This window comes from Paenibacillus sp. ALE2 (assembly GCF_054113385.1).
On sequence record NZ_CM134213.1, the window covers coordinates 1,140,001 to 1,158,186 of the forward strand.

15 protein-coding genes (1 of these 15 only partly in view) are annotated in these 18,186 nt (G+C 47.3%); 4 read left to right on the plus strand and 11 right to left on the minus strand.

The annotated features are described in order from the left end of the window. From ACXHJ1_RS04895 to ACXHJ1_RS04940, 10 genes are all read right to left on the minus strand, one after another. Positions 1-170: the 5' portion of an ROK family protein gene (locus tag ACXHJ1_RS04895; RefSeq protein WP_457906164.1), read on the minus strand. 772 nt of this gene lie to the left of the window's left edge; the window shows 170 of its 942 coding nt (coding positions 1-170); it begins with the start codon at positions 168-170; its stop codon lies off the left edge, out of view. Positions 171-286: 116 nt separating this feature from the next. Beyond that, positions 287-1,126 (minus strand): MurR/RpiR family transcriptional regulator, encoded by an 840-nt coding sequence (locus ACXHJ1_RS04900; protein WP_016820250.1) that lies wholly within the window; start codon positions 1,124-1,126, stop codon positions 287-289. After that, positions 1,104-1,823 carry an N-acetylmannosamine-6-phosphate 2-epimerase gene (locus ACXHJ1_RS04905; RefSeq protein WP_457905698.1) on the minus strand — a complete coding sequence of 240 codons (720 nt, stop codon included), beginning with the start codon at positions 1,821-1,823 and terminating at the stop codon, positions 1,104-1,106. Before ACXHJ1_RS04905 ends, ACXHJ1_RS04900 begins: the two co-directional genes overlap by 23 nt. A gap of 5 nt (positions 1,824-1,828) precedes the next feature. Next, positions 1,829-3,370 carry a DUF4127 family protein gene (locus tag ACXHJ1_RS04910; protein ID WP_107734485.1) on the minus strand — a complete coding sequence of 514 codons (1,542 nt, stop codon included), beginning with the start codon at positions 3,368-3,370 and terminating at the stop codon, positions 1,829-1,831. Positions 3,371-3,465: 95 nt separating this feature from the next. Beyond that, positions 3,466-5,292 carry a beta-N-acetylglucosaminidase domain-containing protein gene (locus ACXHJ1_RS04915; protein ID WP_457905699.1) on the minus strand — a complete coding sequence of 609 codons (1,827 nt, stop codon included), beginning with the start codon at positions 5,290-5,292 and terminating at the stop codon, positions 3,466-3,468. Between the two features lie 50 nt (positions 5,293-5,342). Beyond that, a complete protein-coding gene (locus tag ACXHJ1_RS04920) occupies positions 5,343-6,233 on the minus strand; it encodes a carbohydrate ABC transporter permease (RefSeq protein ID WP_016820246.1) in 891 nt (296 codons plus the stop codon). Further along, on the minus strand, positions 6,233-7,114 hold the full coding sequence (locus ACXHJ1_RS04925; RefSeq protein WP_016820245.1) for a carbohydrate ABC transporter permease: 882 nt from the start codon (positions 7,112-7,114) through the stop codon (positions 6,233-6,235). Before ACXHJ1_RS04925 ends, ACXHJ1_RS04920 begins: the two co-directional genes overlap by 1 nt. Positions 7,115-7,178: 64 nt before the next feature. Then, positions 7,179-8,453, minus strand: coding sequence for an ABC transporter substrate-binding protein (locus tag ACXHJ1_RS04930; protein WP_107734483.1), 1,275 nt, complete (start codon positions 8,451-8,453; stop codon positions 7,179-7,181). Positions 8,454-8,637: 184 nt separating this feature from the next. Then, the gene (locus ACXHJ1_RS04935) at positions 8,638-9,204 is read right to left on the minus strand and encodes a DUF420 domain-containing protein (RefSeq protein ID WP_013369012.1); all 567 of its coding nucleotides are present in this window, start codon (positions 9,202-9,204) and stop codon (positions 8,638-8,640) included. A 288-nt stretch (positions 9,205-9,492) separates the two neighbouring features. Next, a complete protein-coding gene (locus tag ACXHJ1_RS04940; protein ID WP_013369011.1) occupies positions 9,493-9,768 on the minus strand; it encodes a GNAT family N-acetyltransferase in 276 nt (91 codons plus the stop codon). A gap of 192 nt (positions 9,769-9,960) precedes the next feature. Between ACXHJ1_RS04940 and ACXHJ1_RS04945 the strand changes: the two genes are divergently transcribed. The 3 genes from ACXHJ1_RS04945 to ACXHJ1_RS04955 all read left to right on the plus strand — a co-directional run bounded on the left by ACXHJ1_RS04945 (position 9,961) and on the right by ACXHJ1_RS04955 (position 12,495). Beyond that, positions 9,961-10,923 carry an ATP-dependent DNA ligase gene (locus ACXHJ1_RS04945; protein ID WP_019685886.1) on the plus strand — a complete coding sequence of 321 codons (963 nt, stop codon included), beginning with the start codon at positions 9,961-9,963 and terminating at the stop codon, positions 10,921-10,923. Between the two features lie 112 nt (positions 10,924-11,035). Continuing rightward, positions 11,036-11,587 carry a MarR family winged helix-turn-helix transcriptional regulator gene (locus tag ACXHJ1_RS04950; protein WP_016820242.1) on the plus strand — a complete coding sequence of 184 codons (552 nt, stop codon included), beginning with the start codon at positions 11,036-11,038 and terminating at the stop codon, positions 11,585-11,587. Beyond that, positions 11,572-12,495: an alpha/beta hydrolase gene (locus ACXHJ1_RS04955; RefSeq protein WP_107734482.1), complete on the plus strand. Its 924-nt coding sequence runs from the start codon at positions 11,572-11,574 to the stop codon at positions 12,493-12,495. The genes ACXHJ1_RS04950 and ACXHJ1_RS04955 overlap by 16 nt, the downstream gene beginning before the upstream one ends. Positions 12,496-12,569: 74 nt before the next feature. On the opposite strand, the gene ACXHJ1_RS04960 is transcribed toward ACXHJ1_RS04955, so the two are convergent. Then, entirely contained in the window at positions 12,570-13,505 is a 936-nt protein-coding gene (locus tag ACXHJ1_RS04960; RefSeq protein ID WP_016820240.1) for a manganese-dependent inorganic pyrophosphatase, read from the minus strand. Between the two features lie 362 nt (positions 13,506-13,867). Between ACXHJ1_RS04960 and ACXHJ1_RS04965 the strand changes: the two genes are divergently transcribed. Beyond that, positions 13,868-18,163, plus strand: a complete 4,296-nt coding sequence (locus ACXHJ1_RS04965; RefSeq protein WP_457905700.1) for a S8 family serine peptidase — start codon at positions 13,868-13,870, stop codon at positions 18,161-18,163. The last annotated feature ends 23 nt before the right edge of the window (positions 18,164-18,186 follow it).

An 18,186-nucleotide genomic window follows, 5' to 3' on the forward strand; every position in this document is an offset into this window, starting at 1 on the left:
AATACAGACTCAGACACACGCGACAACACCCATTCACGCCCACGGGAGGCATCTGTATCCATTCGAATTTCATCAAGTACCGATCCATCCCGCGCCACTATGGCGGCCTTTACGGAAGTTCCTCCAATGTCGATCCCAATGACTTTGTTTAATGCAACTGCCACCACCATATCCTCCTTGTTCCCCCACATAAAAGCTTACGAGCTCTTGGCACAAACCTTCTATAGATAGAAAAACATGATGAACTGTCGGAGCGTGCCGTATTCCAATCCGCAATCGCAGAATTTCAATAACTTCGTTCAATCACCGCTCTCGCTGTTTTTTCCTTCATCTGTTTGGTGTGACTTGTGTGCTTGCGAGCAAGTCCTTCGCAGATGAGATCAATCACGAATAGCTGCGAGATTTTGGCGCCGATTGAACCGCCTTCTATCGGAGCTTCCTTCCCTGCGGTCAGTAAAACAATATCTGCAATGGAGGTAATAGGTGATTTTGCATAATTCGTAATTGCGATAACTGTTGCTCCGTTCTGCTTGGCCTTGTGCAGCATGTCGTTGGTATCCAGTGTACTTCCTGATACACTGATGCCAATAGCGACATCACCAGGACTCATGGACACGGCCATCATAGACTGAATATGTCCGTCTGCCACAGCCTCGGCGCGCCGCCCAATCCGCAAGAATCGGTTTTTAGCATCCTGTGCGGAAATTCCCGATGCACCTACACCGAAAAATTGAACATAACCCGCTTGATCGAGACACGCTATCGCACGACTAAGCTCCGAACGGTCCAAGAGCCCCATGCTGGAGTGCAAAATATCGAGCATATTGTGATACACCGTGCGGGTAATATCATGTTCGTGATCTGGGTCGATGTTCTCCTCGCTCATATCGGTTTTTCGATAAGTCTGGTTTTGTGCCAGCGACAGTCGGAAATCCTGATACCCTTTAAAACCAATTTTCCGGCAAAAACGCATAACCGTCGTTTCGCCTGTACCTGCAAAGTCAGCCAGCTCCGTCACGGAGAAATATATGATGTCAGCGGGGCACTCCAGTACGCACAAAGCGACTTTTTGCTCCGATTTCGTTAATGAAGGATAATACGTGTTAATTCGGTCGTTCATCTCCATAGATGCCTTTCACTGCCTTCCTTGCGGCATCGGCAAACCGCTGCGTAATCAATTGGGGTCTAGTAATCGCCGAGCCTACAACCACTGCATGTGCACCCAGCCGAAATGCTTCCTCTACTTGTGCCGGATCATGGATTCTGCCCTCTGCAATGACAGGAACAGGAACCAGCTCTGACGCTCTCCGCACCAATTCCAGATCCGGACCATCTATCTGAGTAGAATATGACGTATAACCGGATAACGTCGTGGACACGCAGCATACACCAAGGGAAGCCGCATGAAGCGCCTCCTCCAGTGTCGATATATCCGCCATGGAGGTGACTCCGTGCTCATGAGCGTAATCTATGAGTTGCTTCAGCTTGCCCCCCTCTGGGCGCGGTCGTAATGTGGCATCCAGCGCAATGATATCCGCACCTGCCTCCACCAGTTCCTCCATTTCACGGAGGGTAGGCGTAATGTAAATATCAGAATCATCATAATCCCGTTTAATCAAACCAATGACTGGTAGAGGGATCGCCTGTTTAATCGCACGTACATCCGATGCACCATTGGCACGAATCGCTACAGCTCCACCCTCCTGTGCAGCACGTGCCATTTTGACCATAAAATCTGTTCCATGCAACGGTTCGCCAGGTAGCGCCTGACAGGAAACGATCAGTCCATGACGAACCTTGGATAATACAACTTCCATTCCCATAGGAATCACTCCCTCCCCTCGTCATAATGCCGTACAGTCAATCCAACTTCAAAGGTACGGTTCCACGGCATGTAGCAATCTGTAATTTCCACGCGACCTTCTGGTCCGTTCACATATTCATCGAGTGCCTGTTCCAGCCGTCCGCGAATGACCGCAGCTACCGATCCTCTAGAGCCATCGAGCATAAACTTGTTAAAACCCATCTGCTCCACAATTCCATTATTCATAGCTGTACGTACTACAGCGCAATAACAGGCATCCTCAGCGTAGCGTAGCCCCAGAAAATCCTGGTGCTCCTCCGTAGGACCATAGCGGACATAAAGCATGGACTGGGCAATGACGGTACCGAGCGTATTAGAACTGGTATTCCAGCCTGCATAGCCTGCCAGCTTAAAAAGCAGTCCTTTTTGCTTCAATAGTCTAAGCAGCTTGAGATCGGCGCCGTTGGCGTAAGCTACATCAGCAATTGCAATATGTTTATCGGCATCATGCTGCATATGAGCACCGTACTCCACCAGTTCTACCAGATTCCGATGTACATCATATCCGGCCATCGCATGCTGCTGGGATGAAGCTTCTGCCATCGTGTCACCAGGTGTGTTGGCCAGCAAAATCAAATCAGCCTCCGCTGCTGAGGAAGCAATCAGCCCACCTGCCGCTATAATCTGATACTTTAACGTTTCGTAAAAATAACGATCCTCAAAAAGCGGGACTACGAACGCCCCCTGCAAAGCAGACAATCGAGGATATACCAGTGGAACTACATGATTCGTCCGATTCACCCAACGAGCTAGCAACGTACAACCCACTTCGTCTGCCCCCGGATACATGTATACTTTCAAATCCAGCCCAAGCTCGGAAATACGACTTCTTAGTCGCTGTTGATCCTTGGCGGTATAGCCGTAGGGAGCCGAATCATCCTGTGGAATGATCAGAAAATCAATCACGCCTTCTGCTACCAGTTCCAGTGCTACTTGATTAGCTTCCAAATTCACACGGCGACGCCCTAGATAATCGTCCAAAATCTCTATAGGCAAACGCTCGTCGATGTCCGCTAATTCCAGCAACTCTTCTGCGGTAGCGATCGCTAGCTCCTGACGATGCTCAATGAAGCCTTTTCTAAATATTTCACGACCCCAATCAGCATAGTAGTCTGGTTCCTCATCAGCCAAAGAGTATTGCGGACAACGCATAATCAATTGAAAGGCATACAAAGTCAGTTGCGGGTATAGCTGCTTCAACCTGCGAAGACGATTAGCCCTGTCCCTGACCTGCTCACTCGACATTCCGTGTAGCCGGGAGGGTACGATTCCCCCGTACAGCAGCGTATCCATCGCAATAATCGCTCCATCAGCAGTCGCCGCACGTTCTTCGAGCCACGTCCATAGCCTGGTCGTATCGCCAGGGATTTTCTTTTGTCCCATCCATTCTAATGGAGGGCGCTCCATTTCAAGGTCTGTGCCCTGTGCTAGTAAGTAAGGAAATTGATAATTGCAGGGCCGCTCATCCAGCGGTACAAAAAGTAATCGGGTATTTGGCTTCACCATACGCTCCACCTCTCCTGGAAATTACCGTTATTCTAACGGCAAATGGTAATTTTCAAGGCAGCTATGCTGTCTTGTTTCTTAACCATCACCACTTCTCACAAGATCAGTCGATATTTGCCTTGTTCATCCTGATCGACATAGCCCCACTGCACGGCGGCACGGATCGCTGGATTGCTCCCCAGTCGAGTCTCTGCTTCTAGGCAAGCCGTGATACCGCGTCGTAGTTCGTCCACGACCTCGTCCGTTAGAGGCGGCGGCTTTTGTCCGCCAGTTGCTTCGCTCTGCATGAGGTTTCCTAGCGACTGCACATCGTTCTGGCGCTCGTTGCCTAGCGCAGCTTGGCGCAGCACATGCCACAGGTCCACATCCAACTTGGCACGTTCCAGCCAAGGCGTAGCCTGTGCCACGAAGCCTGCCGCCGCATCATTGGCAGATATATTCTGTAGGACGCTCACAACGTGAAGCAGCCGCTCGAAGTAGATATCCAGCGCAGGGATATCGCGCATTTGCAAGGCAAGGTCCACGTCCTCATACGTGCTGCTGCCCAGTCGGCTGTTCTTGTTTTGGCGACAGAAAAACATCAGTTCATCTGCATGCTCCCCCGCTAACTCCCGCACAGCCCATTCCCATGACAGCCCCGGCATATAACGCTCACTGTTCCACATATAGTGGGACATCGTAATAAGCGTCACCTTGGAGCACTCCCATTGGTTCATTGGGTTGGCCACCATGCCGGTATGTCCGCAAGCTGGAAGCCCGGAATACCGTCCGCGCAGCGGATCGAGGAATAACCGATCATGGTCACAATCATTCACCGGGATGTTATCCCATAACCACAGCTCATGCCCATAGAATGCATGGTTATCGGCAGCATGCTGGCGACCAATCTGTGGAGCAAATACAAAGTATCCCGTCCAGAATACCTTAATATCTGGATGCAATCGCTCCCGGAAATCCTTTTTGTATTCGGTATCCCAATAGGACCAATATTCCGATGGACAGACTGTCAGCGTAAATTCAGGCAGCCGCTCAGCCAACCATGTATGAACCTTGTTCGTCAAGAAGACATGAGCGTGACCCGAACGGCCCAGCAAATGCCGATTTTCCCCTTTAAGGACGTAATCAATATCATCCATTAATACAGAAAAATGACGTACGCCTATCGTTATCATGGCTGCCAGCTTCTCCGTCAATTTGAGAAAATCTTCAGCGCTACCAAAGTTCAGGTCATTCCCTGGACTAATACAATAGTGAAAATCAATCTCGTGCCGTTCACAGGCTTCCTTTAATTCGCGGATTTGGGCAAACATCTCCTCGGGGTACGGTTCCCTCCATAGCTCGCGATGATAGGGATCGTCCTTGGGAGCGTACATAAACGTGTTCATCCGATGCGCAGCCATAAAATGAACGGCATCCAGCCGATCCGTGAAACTCCACGGTTTCCCGTAGAAGCCTTCAATGATTCCTCTGACCGGAAAGGAGGGCTCATCCCGAATAGACATCACCGGTAGCGTACATCGTTCCTGTTCTACTTGAAGCAGGAGATGCAGGGCATCCATGCCGTATTTGAGCCCTCTTTTATTGGATGCATGGATTTCAATTCTCCCTTCCTTCTGAATGTCCAAACGATATCCATCGGCAGTAAGCGTTCCGTCATATTCGAGCATCAACTGCACGCTTCCCCTTGTTTCAGTCGGAACACCGGGCCCCGGAGGTGCAATGAGTCGGATCGGTCCCTCGGGGTCAAGCACACCTTCATACTCCTGATTCATTGCAAAGCGAGAGGACAGTTCACAGATCAGGTTCGGTTCAGCGATAACCAGTTTGTCCCCACTGTCATACACATCACGAAAATAATATTGAACCTCCTGTGGTATTAGCCCTACCTCCGAATTAGGTCTCATTCTTTTGGACAGTTCCATCGCAATCGTCTCCTTCCATTTACGGGCTCTCCGTAGCCGAGACTTCTGAATTATCCTTTCACCGCTCCCGCCAAGCCTTCCATATAATAGCGCTGCGTGAACAGGAACAATATAATGATCGGCAATACCGAAATCATTGTGCCTGCAGCAATCCAGCCAAAATTATAGGCAAACTGACCATTGAGATACGTAAGTGCAGCTGCCAGCGGGTATAGCTCCGTATCGTTTAGAATAACGATAGGCCACAGGAAGCTGTTCCAGAACGACATGGCCTCCAACAGAGAAATCACAGCAAGCGCCGGCTTGACCAGTGGAAGCACCAGCTGCCACCAAATTCGAAACTCCGAAGCGCCATCCATTTTACCTGAATCACGCACATCGGCGGGGATATGAATAAACGTCTGCCGCATTAGAAAAATGTTGAACACAGAGACTGCCCCGGGCAACACCACACCCATATATGTATTGCCCAGATGAAGCCCTTGAATGGTCAGATAATGCACAATAAATGCCGTGTAAGAAGGAATAATCATTGTAGCAATCAGCAGCGTAAACACCACATTTTTACCCTTAAAGCGAAACACAGCCAAGGGATACCCCGTCAAACTGGCCAGTACCACATTGAGCACAACGCCCAACACCGTAATGATGACCGTATTTAGCATATATTTAGGAAAATCCATGAACTGCCACACCTGAACATAGTTGTTGAAATCAATAAAGGTCGGGAAAATCGCAGGCGGCGTTGAAAAAATATTACGGCCTGGCATGAGGGATACACTAAGCAGCCATAGAAACGGTCCCATCAAAAAGAGGGCTAGCAGCACTAAAAGCACATACATTACCGTCATTCTGATCACTCGACCAAGACTACGCATGATGCGACTGCTTTCTTTTTTAGGAAGAGACGAGCGTAGCATTTTATCATTCTGTAGATTTATCAATAGGGATTGACACCGCCTTTCCTATTGAATCGGAATACAATAATACTAAGTACCGCAATCATTGCACCGACAATTAAGCCAAGTGCCGAAGCGTACCCAAAATTAAACTGCTCCATCCCCTTTTGAAAAATATACAAGCTGGATGTCAACGTGGCCGTTCCCGGTCCACCCTTGGTTAACACATATACCTCATCAAATACGCGAATAGCTGACATGAGCGATATGAGGGTACAAAACAGAACGTATGGCTTCAGCAGCGGAAGTGTAATATGAACAATCAGACGCCATCGACTGGCTCCATCCACCCTAGCGGCTTCGTACAGATCTTGAGGAATGTTTTGTAATCCTGCCAGATAGAGCATCATATAATACCCGAGTCCCTTCCACATCGTGATGAACATCAGTACATACAAGGCTAAATTGCTGTCCGATAACCAGTGTATGTCTTTGCTAATCAAACCGACTTGTATAAGCAAATAGTTCACTACGCTGTTATTGCCCAACAGCCAGCTCCAAATTAAGGCCACAGCTACCATCGAAGTCACAACAGGGATGTAGTAGGTCGTACGAAATATTTTAATTCCGGGGATACGACTGTTCACCAGCACAGCCATCAGGATAGAGAATATTTGAAGAAAGGGAACAATGAGCACGTACAACAATGAGTTCCAAATCGAAATAAGAAAGTTACGGTCCTTAAACGCTGCTTCAAAATTATCCAGGCCGACAAAATGGGTATCTGATATGACAGAGTAGTCCGTCAATGCCAGCGGAATGCTGTAAATAATAGGCCAAAATACAAAGACGGCAAGCAATAACAGTCCCGGCGTCATAAAGGCCCAGGCCGTAAAGGACTCCGACCTCAACCATTTGATCATGCTGCATCACCACCTGATTTTGATAAATGAACAGGGGAGTATTCGCATTACTCCCCTGTCATACCTATTGCTTTAAAATATCATTCACTTCCTGCTCCAAGGCAGTAAGCGTCTCCTTCGTATTACTTCCGTTCAATAAAATATTTTGCAAGGCTCGCGCGATCGCGCTGTTCACATCCTTGGCATTAGGCACACCGACCATATAATCTGTCGCCTTATCCAAGCTTTGTGCAGATACTACCTTGGCTTGTGCCTCTAATGATTGGTCAGACTGAGTAAAATACGGGTCTTTAATCGATTCTTTCGTGGAAGGTAGTGTATTGGCCTCTTTAGAAAATGCCGTTTGACTCTCTGCATTTGTTAAGAAAACAGCAAATTTCACCGCCTCGTCTATATGTGCAGACTTGGTAGGTACGACCAGGTCCATAGAGTTGGAAAGCCGCAAATCAGCTTTGCCGGTTGGGACGGGAACAGCAATCGTATTTTTATATACGTCCGGCGCTGCCGTTTTGATAAAATTAATGAACGTTGGGCCAGCCAGCTCGAAGGCAACCTGCTCTCCGGCATAATATTTCACTTGCTGTGAGAAGTCAGCATCTTCCTTGAGCACGACACCATCTTCCATCTGTTTTTTTAGATTATCAATCATGGTGACTGCGTCTGGTGTGTTGAATGCAGCTGCTGTCTTTTCTTTATTTAAGATAGGAATACCGTCAACCGCAAAAAGCTTGGATACAAGCTGCTGAGCATAGCCGGCCTTACCGATTTTTCTATTGATTTGGCGGCCCCATTCTGACAATTCCTCCCGTGTTTTGGGCGGATGGGCAGGGTCCAATCCAGCAGCTTTAACTAGCTTTGTATTCATGTAAAGCACTTCCGTGCCTGTATACCAGGGTAGTGCATAAGCTTTACCGTTAATAACAGTCGAATTATAAATACCTTCGAAATAAGCAGCCTTTTCCTCAGGCGACAAGTGCTCATTCATATCAACAACAGCGCCCTTAGAGCCCATTTGGCTAGCAAATTCCGTATTGAGATTCACTACATCCGGACTGCTGTTGCTAGCGATACTCGTCAACAACTTATTGGTCACTGCATCATACGGGTAATCCTTCCAATCAATTTTGACATTAGGGTTCTTCTGCTCATAATCGGCAATGACCCGATTAAAATACGGAGTAAATGTAGGTTGTAGCGCAATGGTCCAAAATTGGAGTGTCACTTTCCCTCCGTCTACCTTTCCCGGCTTTGAGCCTCCGCCACCGCAGCCGCTCAGCAGTACAACCAGCGCCAGCATAGATACAAGCAACCGTAACCTGCCTTTCGCTTTCTTTGTCACATGGTGACCCCCTTGTTCTTAGTTAATTAAGGTAAATTATAACAGAAATACCGTTATAGAAGGAACATTTTTTCAATAAAATAAATTTAGAAGGAATAATTTTTCTTTTATTGGATACAAAAAAGACGCCTCTTCAATAGAGACGCCATGTTTGCCAAATCAACCCGCAGAGGATTCATATCTATTAATAATATGGAGCCATGAAAACGTACACCAAAACTCCAGTCAAGCTCACATATAGCCAAATAGGCATCGTCCAACGGGCAATTTTACGATGTTTTGCTACCTGCATCGTCCATCCCCATACAACTGTGAATAGCGCCAGCGGTACGATAATCGCCGCGAGTATACTATGCGAAATCAACAGCGTAAAGTAAATCGGCCGAAGGATACCCACACCGCCATATTTTGCAGTTTCCGGTGAAATGTAATGGAAAGTCAGATAGGAAAACAAAAACAAAACGGTACTGGCGAAGGCCAGCAGAATAAAGGTTTTATGCACCTTAATGTTTTTCTTGAAAATCGCAACCAATGCAGCCACCAAGAAAATAAATGTGAAGCTGTTAAAAATCGCATTCAACCTTGGGAAAATAGTGAGATCAAAACTAACACTCCCCTGGTATCCGATCGGCGAAAAGAACAGCAGCAAAATAATCACATTGGCTATAATGGAAACGGTGATAATCAAGGCTGTAAAATTACGATTGCTCGTTGGAACGTACTGCTTGTCCTCACTCGCTTTATTCATCATGAGCGTCTCCTTCGTTTAAATTCAGGTTTTCGTTATTTTTGCGGTCATAACCATAATATATTATATAGAACTCATAGTTAGCCTGTGAAGTGACAACAGTATGAACAATTTCACAGCCATTCTCCAGAAAATATGCTTCATCGATTTGGGAACCACTCTTACTTCCCAATATCAACGGTAGAATGCATTCATTTTACAAGCTTTATGCACACAAAAAACACCGGGAAGGGATCGTTCCCCACTCCGGTGTTGTGTCGGCTATGCAATAACGCGCCTTGATAGCAATATTCATTGCTGCCAGACGTCGCTGTATTCCTGATGGCGCTTGAACAGAGCCAACGCATACGAGCAAGCCGGGATCACCTTTTTATGCTGTTCCCTCGCCATAGCAACAACTTTGTCGATGAGCTCCTTGCCAATTTTTTGACCCCGTAACTGCTCGGATACAAATGTATGGTCAATGACCAGAGAGTGGTCATCTACGGATTTATAACCTACTTCTGCAACTACCTGTCCATCATCCACCATGACTACTGCATGGTCCTCCTCGCGAATTTGTCTCATGAGACCAATCCCCCTTCTGACTGAAGAAATGCCGTAACGACTCCATGCGAACGAACGCTGCATTCACTTGATACCCACGCTAGATATCCTTATCATTCCCCTATTTAGGGGATAGCGAAACATCACATACATAAAAAAAGAACTATCGTCGACACTATATTTATTCCAATTAAGGTAAAGGGAGGTGCTGTATTGGGTACGGAAATGAAACCTGTCATCCCGTTTGAACCAGAACTGAGTGAAAAAGTCCCTATAGATGCAGGCCCTTGGCGTTACGAAATAAAATGGGACGGTACAAGAATTTTAACGTATCACGACCAGGGCAACACGCGTCTGTTCAATCGTAAGCAGCATGAACGAACGCTGTTGTACCCGGAGCTTGCTCGCTTCTCCTCCTACTGTAGGGCAGATTCAGTCATACTGGACGGAGAGATGATCGCACTTGGTGCCGACGGTAAACCGTCGTTCCATGAAATTATGCGCCGGGATCTGATTCGCCGAACGGAGCGAATTCAGGCAGCCTATGAAGCCGTACCCGCTACTTACATGTTGTTTGACATTGTATATCTAAATGGGGAATGGGTTCATCGCAAACCGTTACAGGAAAGACTTGAACTGCTGCATCAGATCATCATACCGAATGAACGGATCCAACTGGCTCCTGCTCATCCTGATGGACAGGCTCTTTTTCAGGTTATGTGCAGCCAAGGAATGGAAGGTATTGTGTGCAAAAAACTGGATAGTCCCTACACATTGGGCGGACAGGACAGACGATGGGTCAAGGTCAAAAATTATGGCGATATCATTGCCGTTATCGGTGGCTATACCCTGAACGGAGGTGTGATCAACGCTGTATTGCTGGGCCAGTATGATAAGCAAGGAATGCTGCGCTATATCGGGCACGTAGGTACAGGTAAGCTGACTCGTGGAGATTGGCGTCAGCTTACCGAGCGCCTGATGCCACATACTCTATCGGAGCGACCTTTTATTAACAAACCGGATCGGCATCAAGACGCATTTTGGGTGAAGCCCATGTTTACCGCCAAAATTCAATATAGTGAGTGGCGGTGGCAAGAAGGACGTACCTTGCGTCAGCCATCCATCCAAGCTCTTGTGGATCAAGGTATTGAACAGTGCATCGGACCCTGGAAGTGACGTTTTGCCGATACTTTTTCAAAAAAAATGCAGAACAAAGTTTGTATAAATCATTGCAACCAGTGGTTAATTAAATTACAGTTAACTAATTAACTACATCGAGGTGGATCGCATGTTCTTTTTTTTGGACTCCGAAATTCGTCAACTGGCCTATAACCTATTTCCAGGTGGCAATAAACCGATTGGTGTTTTGGTAGATTTATTTTCTATAACATACGAAATAAGAAAAAATATGGAAAAACGCTCACGTGAGTTTGGTCTCTCCTATGGGCAATATATTGCACTTTGTGTACTTTCTGCGCAAAGAGATGAAATGTCATCTCCTTCAGCGTTAGCTGAAAAGATGGGTGTCAGCCGGGCAGCCATCAGTTCTATGGTCATTTCTCTTGAGCAAGAAGGATTCATAAATAAATACGACGATCCCAATGACAAGCGGGGAGTTTTTGTTTCTCTGAATGATAAAGGAAGAAGTAAAATCCAGCAGATGGACCCTTTTTTCATAGGGCTGGCTTCACGTCTGATGTCAGACTTTACTGAATCGGAACTCTGCCAGTTTCAGACCTATTTGTCACGCGTACGAGATGCTTTTGAAGATGTTAAAGGTTCGCGTCTAACCACCCCTAGCGCCCTCAGAGAGGAGAAAGACAAATGGTGCGAAGACTGAGACAAAATCTGTTCGTCAAACTTGCCCGCAGATCGGCTGGTCGAATGATAACAGCATCCGATTTTAAGCCTTCGCATGCTCCCAAAGTACATCGGACTGAGAGAATGGTCCCCACCTCTGTAGGTGATTCCAGGGTAATTGTATATGAACCTTCCCTCCGGTCTGCTGATCCACTCCCTATATTCGTCAATTTTCATGGTAGCGGATTCATAATGGGCAGCGCTGAAATGGATGACCCCTGGTGCCCGGTCATTGCCGAACGAGCGAATTGTGTCGTCGTTAATGTCGATTATCGCTTGGCCCCGGAGCATAAATTCCCTATTCCGCTACAGGAAAGTTATGATGTGACCCAATGGGTGTACAAGCATCCTGACGTACTAAACATCGATCCCCAACGCATTGCGGTCGGCGGACATAGTGCAGGAGGTAATCTTGCAGCAGCGCTGTGTCTTATGGCCCGGGATCGCAAAGAATTCCCAATTGTGTATCAGGTGCTGGATTACCCATCACTGGATATTGCTACAGATCCCAAGCTGAAGCCCCAATTTGAGAAGGCGATCCCACCTCGCGTGGCAAAAATCTTCAATGAAAGCTATTTGCGCTCGCCAGATGAGGCACGAAATCCGTTGGTTTCTCCTATTTATGCAGAATCGCTGCATGATCTTCCTCCTGCGCTGATCATAACGGCCGAGCTAGACTCCTTGGCTGAGGAAGCTGAGCTGTACGCCAAGCGGCTGATTGAAGCGGATGTGCCCGTAACATATAAGAAATATATGGGCGCCGCACATGCTTTTACTCATAGCGGGGATCTCGCTGTAGCTGAAAGTGCCTGGCACCTGATGAGCGATCAGTTGAAGTTAGCATTTGAATTTCGTATCGAGGACACTCTGGCAGAGCTGAAGAAATAAAAATAAAAATAAAAATAAGCCTCCTGCTTCCACTGCCCTCATGCAGTCGGGTTCAGGAGGCTTATTTTTTATCATTACAAACTGTTAAAAGCTTCAGTCAATACAGGTACAATTTGCGATTTGCGCGATACGACGCCTTTCAGAACAGCCTTGTTGTCATCCAACTGTACATTGTAGGCTTTTTCAACTGCCTGAGCCTGGCTTCCCAGCGCAATACCAATGGAATCACTGTTCACAATGTCTGTTACGACGAACAAGAACAGATCAAGATTTTTGGCTGCAATGGTTTGGGACAAAGCAGCTTCCAGATCAGCTTGACGGGACAATACGTCGTTTACGTCTACTGCGTTCACTTGTGCGATCTCCACTTTGCGTCCATTCATCTGGAATTCTTTGGCGTCCAAGCTTACTAACTGCTCAATCGTGTGGCCACTCAAATCAGCACCCGCTTTAAGCAAGTCAAAACCGTAACGGTCTGCATCCACACCAGCAATTTCAGCCAGTTCGCGGGCAGCGGCTACATCCTGATCTGTGCAAGTCGGGGACTTGAACAACAGGGAATCAGAAATAATCGCGGACAACATCAGACCTGCGATTTCTTTGGGAATGGCTACACCATTTTCCTTGTAGAGCTTGTTCAAAATGGTGGCTGTGCAACCTACTGGCTCAGCGCGGAAGTACAGCGGCTGGCTTGTTTCAAAGTTAGCGATCCGGTGGTGATCAATGACTTCAGTTACGCGCACCTTGTCAATGTCAGTTGCGCTTTGCTGGCGTTCATTATGATCGACCAGAATGACGCTGTCTGTTTCGGCAGCAACCTGCTCAACCAGACGCGGCGCGCTCACTTTGAAATAATCCAGCGCATACTGCGTTTCCCCGTTAACCTCGCCCAGACGAACCGGCTCTACGTCCGCGCCCAGTTTGGTTTTCAAGTCTGCATAAGCAATAGCTGAGCAAATGGTATCCGTATCCGGATTTTTATGCCCAAAAATCAATGTTTTTGCCAACATAATCGACTCCTTCACCTTAAGCATTTTACGTGATTGTGTAACCTCTACAATTCCAATGCAGATTATATCATTAAATCTTGCATTCTCCCATTCCTCTTCGATTGATTTCAAAAATAATCTAGTAAATTCATAACATTTCCATGGAATCTATATGTGAAGTTAACCTTATTTTTTCTAAAAATATAAAAAACATATAGTAATATATCCCACCAATATGGTAAGATATGCCTCAAAACTGGCAAGTTAGTCACCAGTGGTCAATTCTATTATTTTAGATATTAAGGGAGGCGTGAGAACAACGGCAGTGGCTTCAAATCCTAGTATGTAGAGATATCATATTTTGATTGAAAAGAGGGAAATCTTTGGAAAAGCCGATCATTTTGCAAAAAATACCTGTCGTATCACTCGCTCTTGCCTTGACGGTAAGCTTATCTCTACCGTCTTTCAGTTCTGCCGCTACTGCAGATCTGCCAATCGACTCATTTTTAAAAGCTCAGGAAGCATTAACTATTGAGTCGGCTCCAGCCTTTATCTCACCTGAGCTGAGCACAGACTCCTCTCGTCAGGTCAGAGTCATCGTACAGCTTGATGGTGAGCCCCTAGCTGTGGACAAATATGCCGCACGTTCAAGCGCCAAAGCTTTCACCGCTCAATCCGAGCAAAAAGCCGAATCTGCGATCGCCACCGAGCAAACAACGTTCGTAGACCAAGCCGCTGAGCACGGCATTTCCCTTCAAGTGAATTACCAGTACAATACGGTGCTTAACGGACTGGAGGTTACAGTGCCAGCCAATAAAATTCCAGAATTAGCTAAACTACCAGGTGTTAAATCCATTCACGAAAACAAAACGTATTATTCCATCCCCGTGCAGGACCCGCCAACACTTACAGCCAATGAAGCCACTTATGACAACGCACCACTGGACCAAATTGGTGTGCCTGAAGCCTGGGCCAAAGGATTGCATGGCGAGGGAATCAAGGTCGGGGTTATTGATACCGGTATCGATTATGAGCATCCAGATTTGAAAGAAGCCTACAAAGGCGGATATGACTCTTTTGAACAGGACAACGACCCTTACGAGGAACCTTTCCTTGAAAAAGAGAATGATCCGTACGGCACAGGTTTTAGTGGAACGACACATGGTACTCATGTCTCCGGTACCATTGCCGGGAAAGCTGCAAATAAATCCTCGGATATTGTACAAAAAGGCATTGCCTATAAATCGGACTTATACGTGTATAAGGTGCTTGGACGCAATACCAAGACCGGTCGTTCCTCCGGTTCCTCGGCTCAGGTCATTGACGGTATTGAACGTGCTGTCAAGGATGGCATGAATGTCATCAACCTGTCGCTAGGTTCAGATTCTGAAAAGGATCCCAACTCCCCGGATGCCATTGCCATCAATAATGCGGTACTTTCCGGGGTAGTCGCGGTCATCGCGAACGGTAACGCTGCACAACAAGGACCCTATTTTTATTCCATGGGTTCTCCCGCAACATCCCAGCTAGCGATTTCCGTTGGTGCAGCCACTTCGCCGAGCAAGAGCTTCTCAGGCACAGCCTCAGTGACACGCGACTCCTATTGGGAGGACAACAGTGAATTAAAGAAAACCGTAACTACTGATACCTATGCACATTACGACTTTAATTTGATGGGCTGGGAGACAGGCAGAGAGGATTTTGCCTCCGTTATGGGAACTGCCCCTTATGAGCTTGTATATGCTAATTTGGGACAAGCTGATGATTTTGAAGGAAAAGACGTAGCCGGCAAAATTGTCCTCGTTTCACGGGGCAACCTGGCGTTCGTGGATAAAATCGCAAATGCGAAAGAAAACGGCGCGAAAGCCGTCATTGTTTTCAATGGAAATACGACACCTGGTGACATCACCAAGGCTGATTTAGGGGAAAGCATTTCAGGTCGCGATGACTACGTAAATTCCAATTTGGGTGACAGCTTTGACTTTATTCCGACCTTTGACATGAAAGGTAAGGAAGGTCGCGCGCTGGCTAAACAAATCGTAGACAACGCTGGAGAGAAGTTCTCCGTTTCCTTTGGTGCAGACTATATTCGCACAGATCATTCAGGTAATACCATGGCCGATTTTAGCTCCCGTGGACCCAATGGAGATGAACTGCTGAGCATCAAGCCAGACGTAAGCGCACCGGGTGTTGGCATTTTGTCGACGTACCCTGCCTTCGCCAAGTTCTATCCGGATGCATCCTATGAGCAAGCTTACAAACGCAGCAACGGAACGAGTATGGCATCTCCTCATGTGGCTGGACTTGCGGTGCTGCTGAAGCAGCAGCATCCGAACTGGACACCGTTTGATATCCGCGCTGCTTTGGCAAACACTTCGGTTACACTCTTTGATGAGGATAAAATCCAATATGATGTGTATTCCCAAGGTGCAGGTCTTGTAAACATTGCAAATGCGATTCAGACTCCAGCCCTGCTGGAAACCGTTGAAAAGATTACGATTCTTGACAAGAACTTTAATCGGCAGGAGGTTGTGAATTACAATCCTTCCGCCAGCTTCGGGGTGTTACGACCGGGTAGTGATGCGAAGCAGATCCAGCTTCAGCTCAAAAACTTATCCGCAAACCCTGTGCAGTATGAAGCCAGCTACGTTTTACATGATAATGTCACCTCTGATCCGACTAAGCCTATTGCTACCCCTGATGTGAGCAACATTGCCGTTCAGTTGCAGGGTGTTGGCGCGAATGGAGCCATCTCGGCAGAACCTGGCAAGTCACAACCGTTTTTCCTGTCTGTACAACCAAGTTCGAGTGCAGCTACAGGTGTATATGAAGGAGAGGTTATTTTAAAAAGCGCTGGACAGCCGACACTTCATCTTCCGTTCGTTGTGCATGTCGGCAAAGAAAATCCAACGACAGGTTTCGGCTTGCAGGATCTAATTTTCACGAACCCGATTATTTATCCAAGTCGTACAGGTGCGGAGCGCACAACAGATTTGGCTTTCCGTCTGACCACAGATAAAACCAATCAGATCGCGCTCTATGTATACGGATTAGATGATAAGCTAATCGGTCTGATTGATGGGATTGCCACTACCAAAGAACAAGGAGCTAACGCTCGCCTCAAACAAGGCGCATATTCCTTTAAGGGGATTAACGGAAGTTATGTTGAATTTGATGACAATGGCAAGCCTGTTCTGGATGCTAACGGTCAGCCGGTTATTCAACACTTGAAGGATGGCGTCTACAAGCTGGAAGTCAGCTCTCCAGAACTGAATGAAAAGGGAGAAGTTGAACGTAATACCGATGGTCCTAAACTGTTCACTGCCACGAAATCGATCCGTGTGGATAATAGTGCCGCATCCGGTGGTAGTAGCGGCGGCGGAGGTGGAGGTGGAGGTGGCGGCAGAAGCAATACTACACCTTCTGCTGCAACGAATACATCCACCCCTGTCGCTACATCTGCACCTTCACTGCAAAGCGTAGTGAAGCAAGGACAAGCTGTAAAAGCTGTGCCTACAGCCGTTGCGTTAAACAATAATGTACAGTCACTGACAGTAGCTGATGCAGATCTGCAGGCTACCGTGACAGCAGCTGGCTCCAGTCCGACAGCTATCGTATTGTCGGCTACTAGCCAAGCAGGCCAAACGACTAAGGCATCACTCACTTCGTCACAGCTGGCAACACTGGGCAAAGCCGCAGCAGGAAGCAGCCTGATTGTGAGCAATACAGGTTCTTCCCTGGCATTGCCGGTATCTGCTCTAAAAAATGCACCTGAAGGTGCAGGCATTGAAGTGGTCATCAGTAGCCAGGCAGAGGCGAGAGGCACATTTACAAGCAAGCTTAAAGGCTCGAATGTGATCGGCACCCCGGTAGGGTTTGAGGTCAACGTTGTCACTGGTGGCAAGAATCAACCGCTCAAAGTGGCCCCAGGACAGTTCATTAGCCGATCCTTTACCGTACCTGGTCAAATTGATCCTAATACAGCCGGTGTGCTCTATACGGCGAATGGAAATGTCTATCCTGTTCCATCCGTCTTCACCAAGCAAGCTGATGGATCTACCATTGTTAAGGTAAGTCGTCCAGGCTTCTCCACGTATGCAGCGGCGACACGTCCTGTTAGCTTTGAAGATATTTCATCGTCGTATGCCCAATCCGAAATTCGATCGCTAGCGAATAAGTTGCTAATTAACGGCACAACCGACACAACATTCTCACCGAAGCAAAACGTGACGCGTGCAGAATTTGCAGCCTTGATCACCCGGGCACTTGGCCTGACACCAGGTACTGCTGCACCATTCAGTGATATTCCGGCAGGTAGCTGGTATTCCGGGGATGTGGCAGCCGCTTATGAGGCCGGATTGATTACAGGTCGCAATAACGACAAGTTTGATCCGCAAGCAAATATCAGTCGTCAAGAAATTGCTGTTGTGCTGGGCAAAGCAGTGGACTTGCTTCAAATCAAAACAGCAACCGATGGTCCTGCACGCACACCGTACCATGATACTTCATCCTTTGCAGGCTATGCCAAGGACAGTATTGAAAAAGTAAGTGCAGCAGGTATTATTAACGGAGCCACGATCAAAGGCTCTTCCTACTTCCAGCCGAATGCGCCTACAACACGTGAGGCATCTGCCAAGGTGCTGCATGTACTTTTACAAAAAGCTGCGCTGATTAACTAACAATTAAAAAAGCCCCCCGAGCC

Bases quoted from the DNA above. Each gene is read 5' to 3' on its own strand.
- ACXHJ1_RS04935 (WP_013369012.1), bottom strand. From the start codon at position 9,204: ATGATGAATAAAGCGAGTGAGGACAAGCAGTACGTTCCAACGAGCAAT.
- ACXHJ1_RS04905 (WP_457905698.1), bottom strand. From the start codon at position 1,823: ATGGGAATGGAAGTTGTATTATCCAAGGTTCGTCATGGACTGATCGTT.
- ACXHJ1_RS04925 (WP_016820245.1), bottom strand. From the start codon at position 7,114: ATGATCAAATGGTTGAGGTCGGAGTCCTTTACGGCCTGGGCCTTTATG.
- ACXHJ1_RS04940 (WP_013369011.1), bottom strand. From the start codon at position 9,768: ATGAGACAAATTCGCGAGGAGGACCATGCAGTAGTCATGGTGGATGAT.
- ACXHJ1_RS04955 (WP_107734482.1), top strand. From the start codon at position 11,572: ATGGTGCGAAGACTGAGACAAAATCTGTTCGTCAAACTTGCCCGCAGA.
- ACXHJ1_RS04950 (WP_016820242.1), top strand. From the start codon at position 11,036: ATGTTCTTTTTTTTGGACTCCGAAATTCGTCAACTGGCCTATAACCTA.
- ACXHJ1_RS04960 (WP_016820240.1), bottom strand. From the start codon at position 13,505: ATGTTGGCAAAAACATTGATTTTTGGGCATAAAAATCCGGATACGGAT.
- ACXHJ1_RS04910 (WP_107734485.1), bottom strand. From the start codon at position 3,370: ATGGTGAAGCCAAATACCCGATTACTTTTTGTACCGCTGGATGAGCGG.
- ACXHJ1_RS04900 (WP_016820250.1), bottom strand. From the start codon at position 1,126: ATGGAGATGAACGACCGAATTAACACGTATTATCCTTCATTAACGAAA.
- ACXHJ1_RS04915 (WP_457905699.1), bottom strand. From the start codon at position 5,292: ATGGAACTGTCCAAAAGAATGAGACCTAATTCGGAGGTAGGGCTAATA.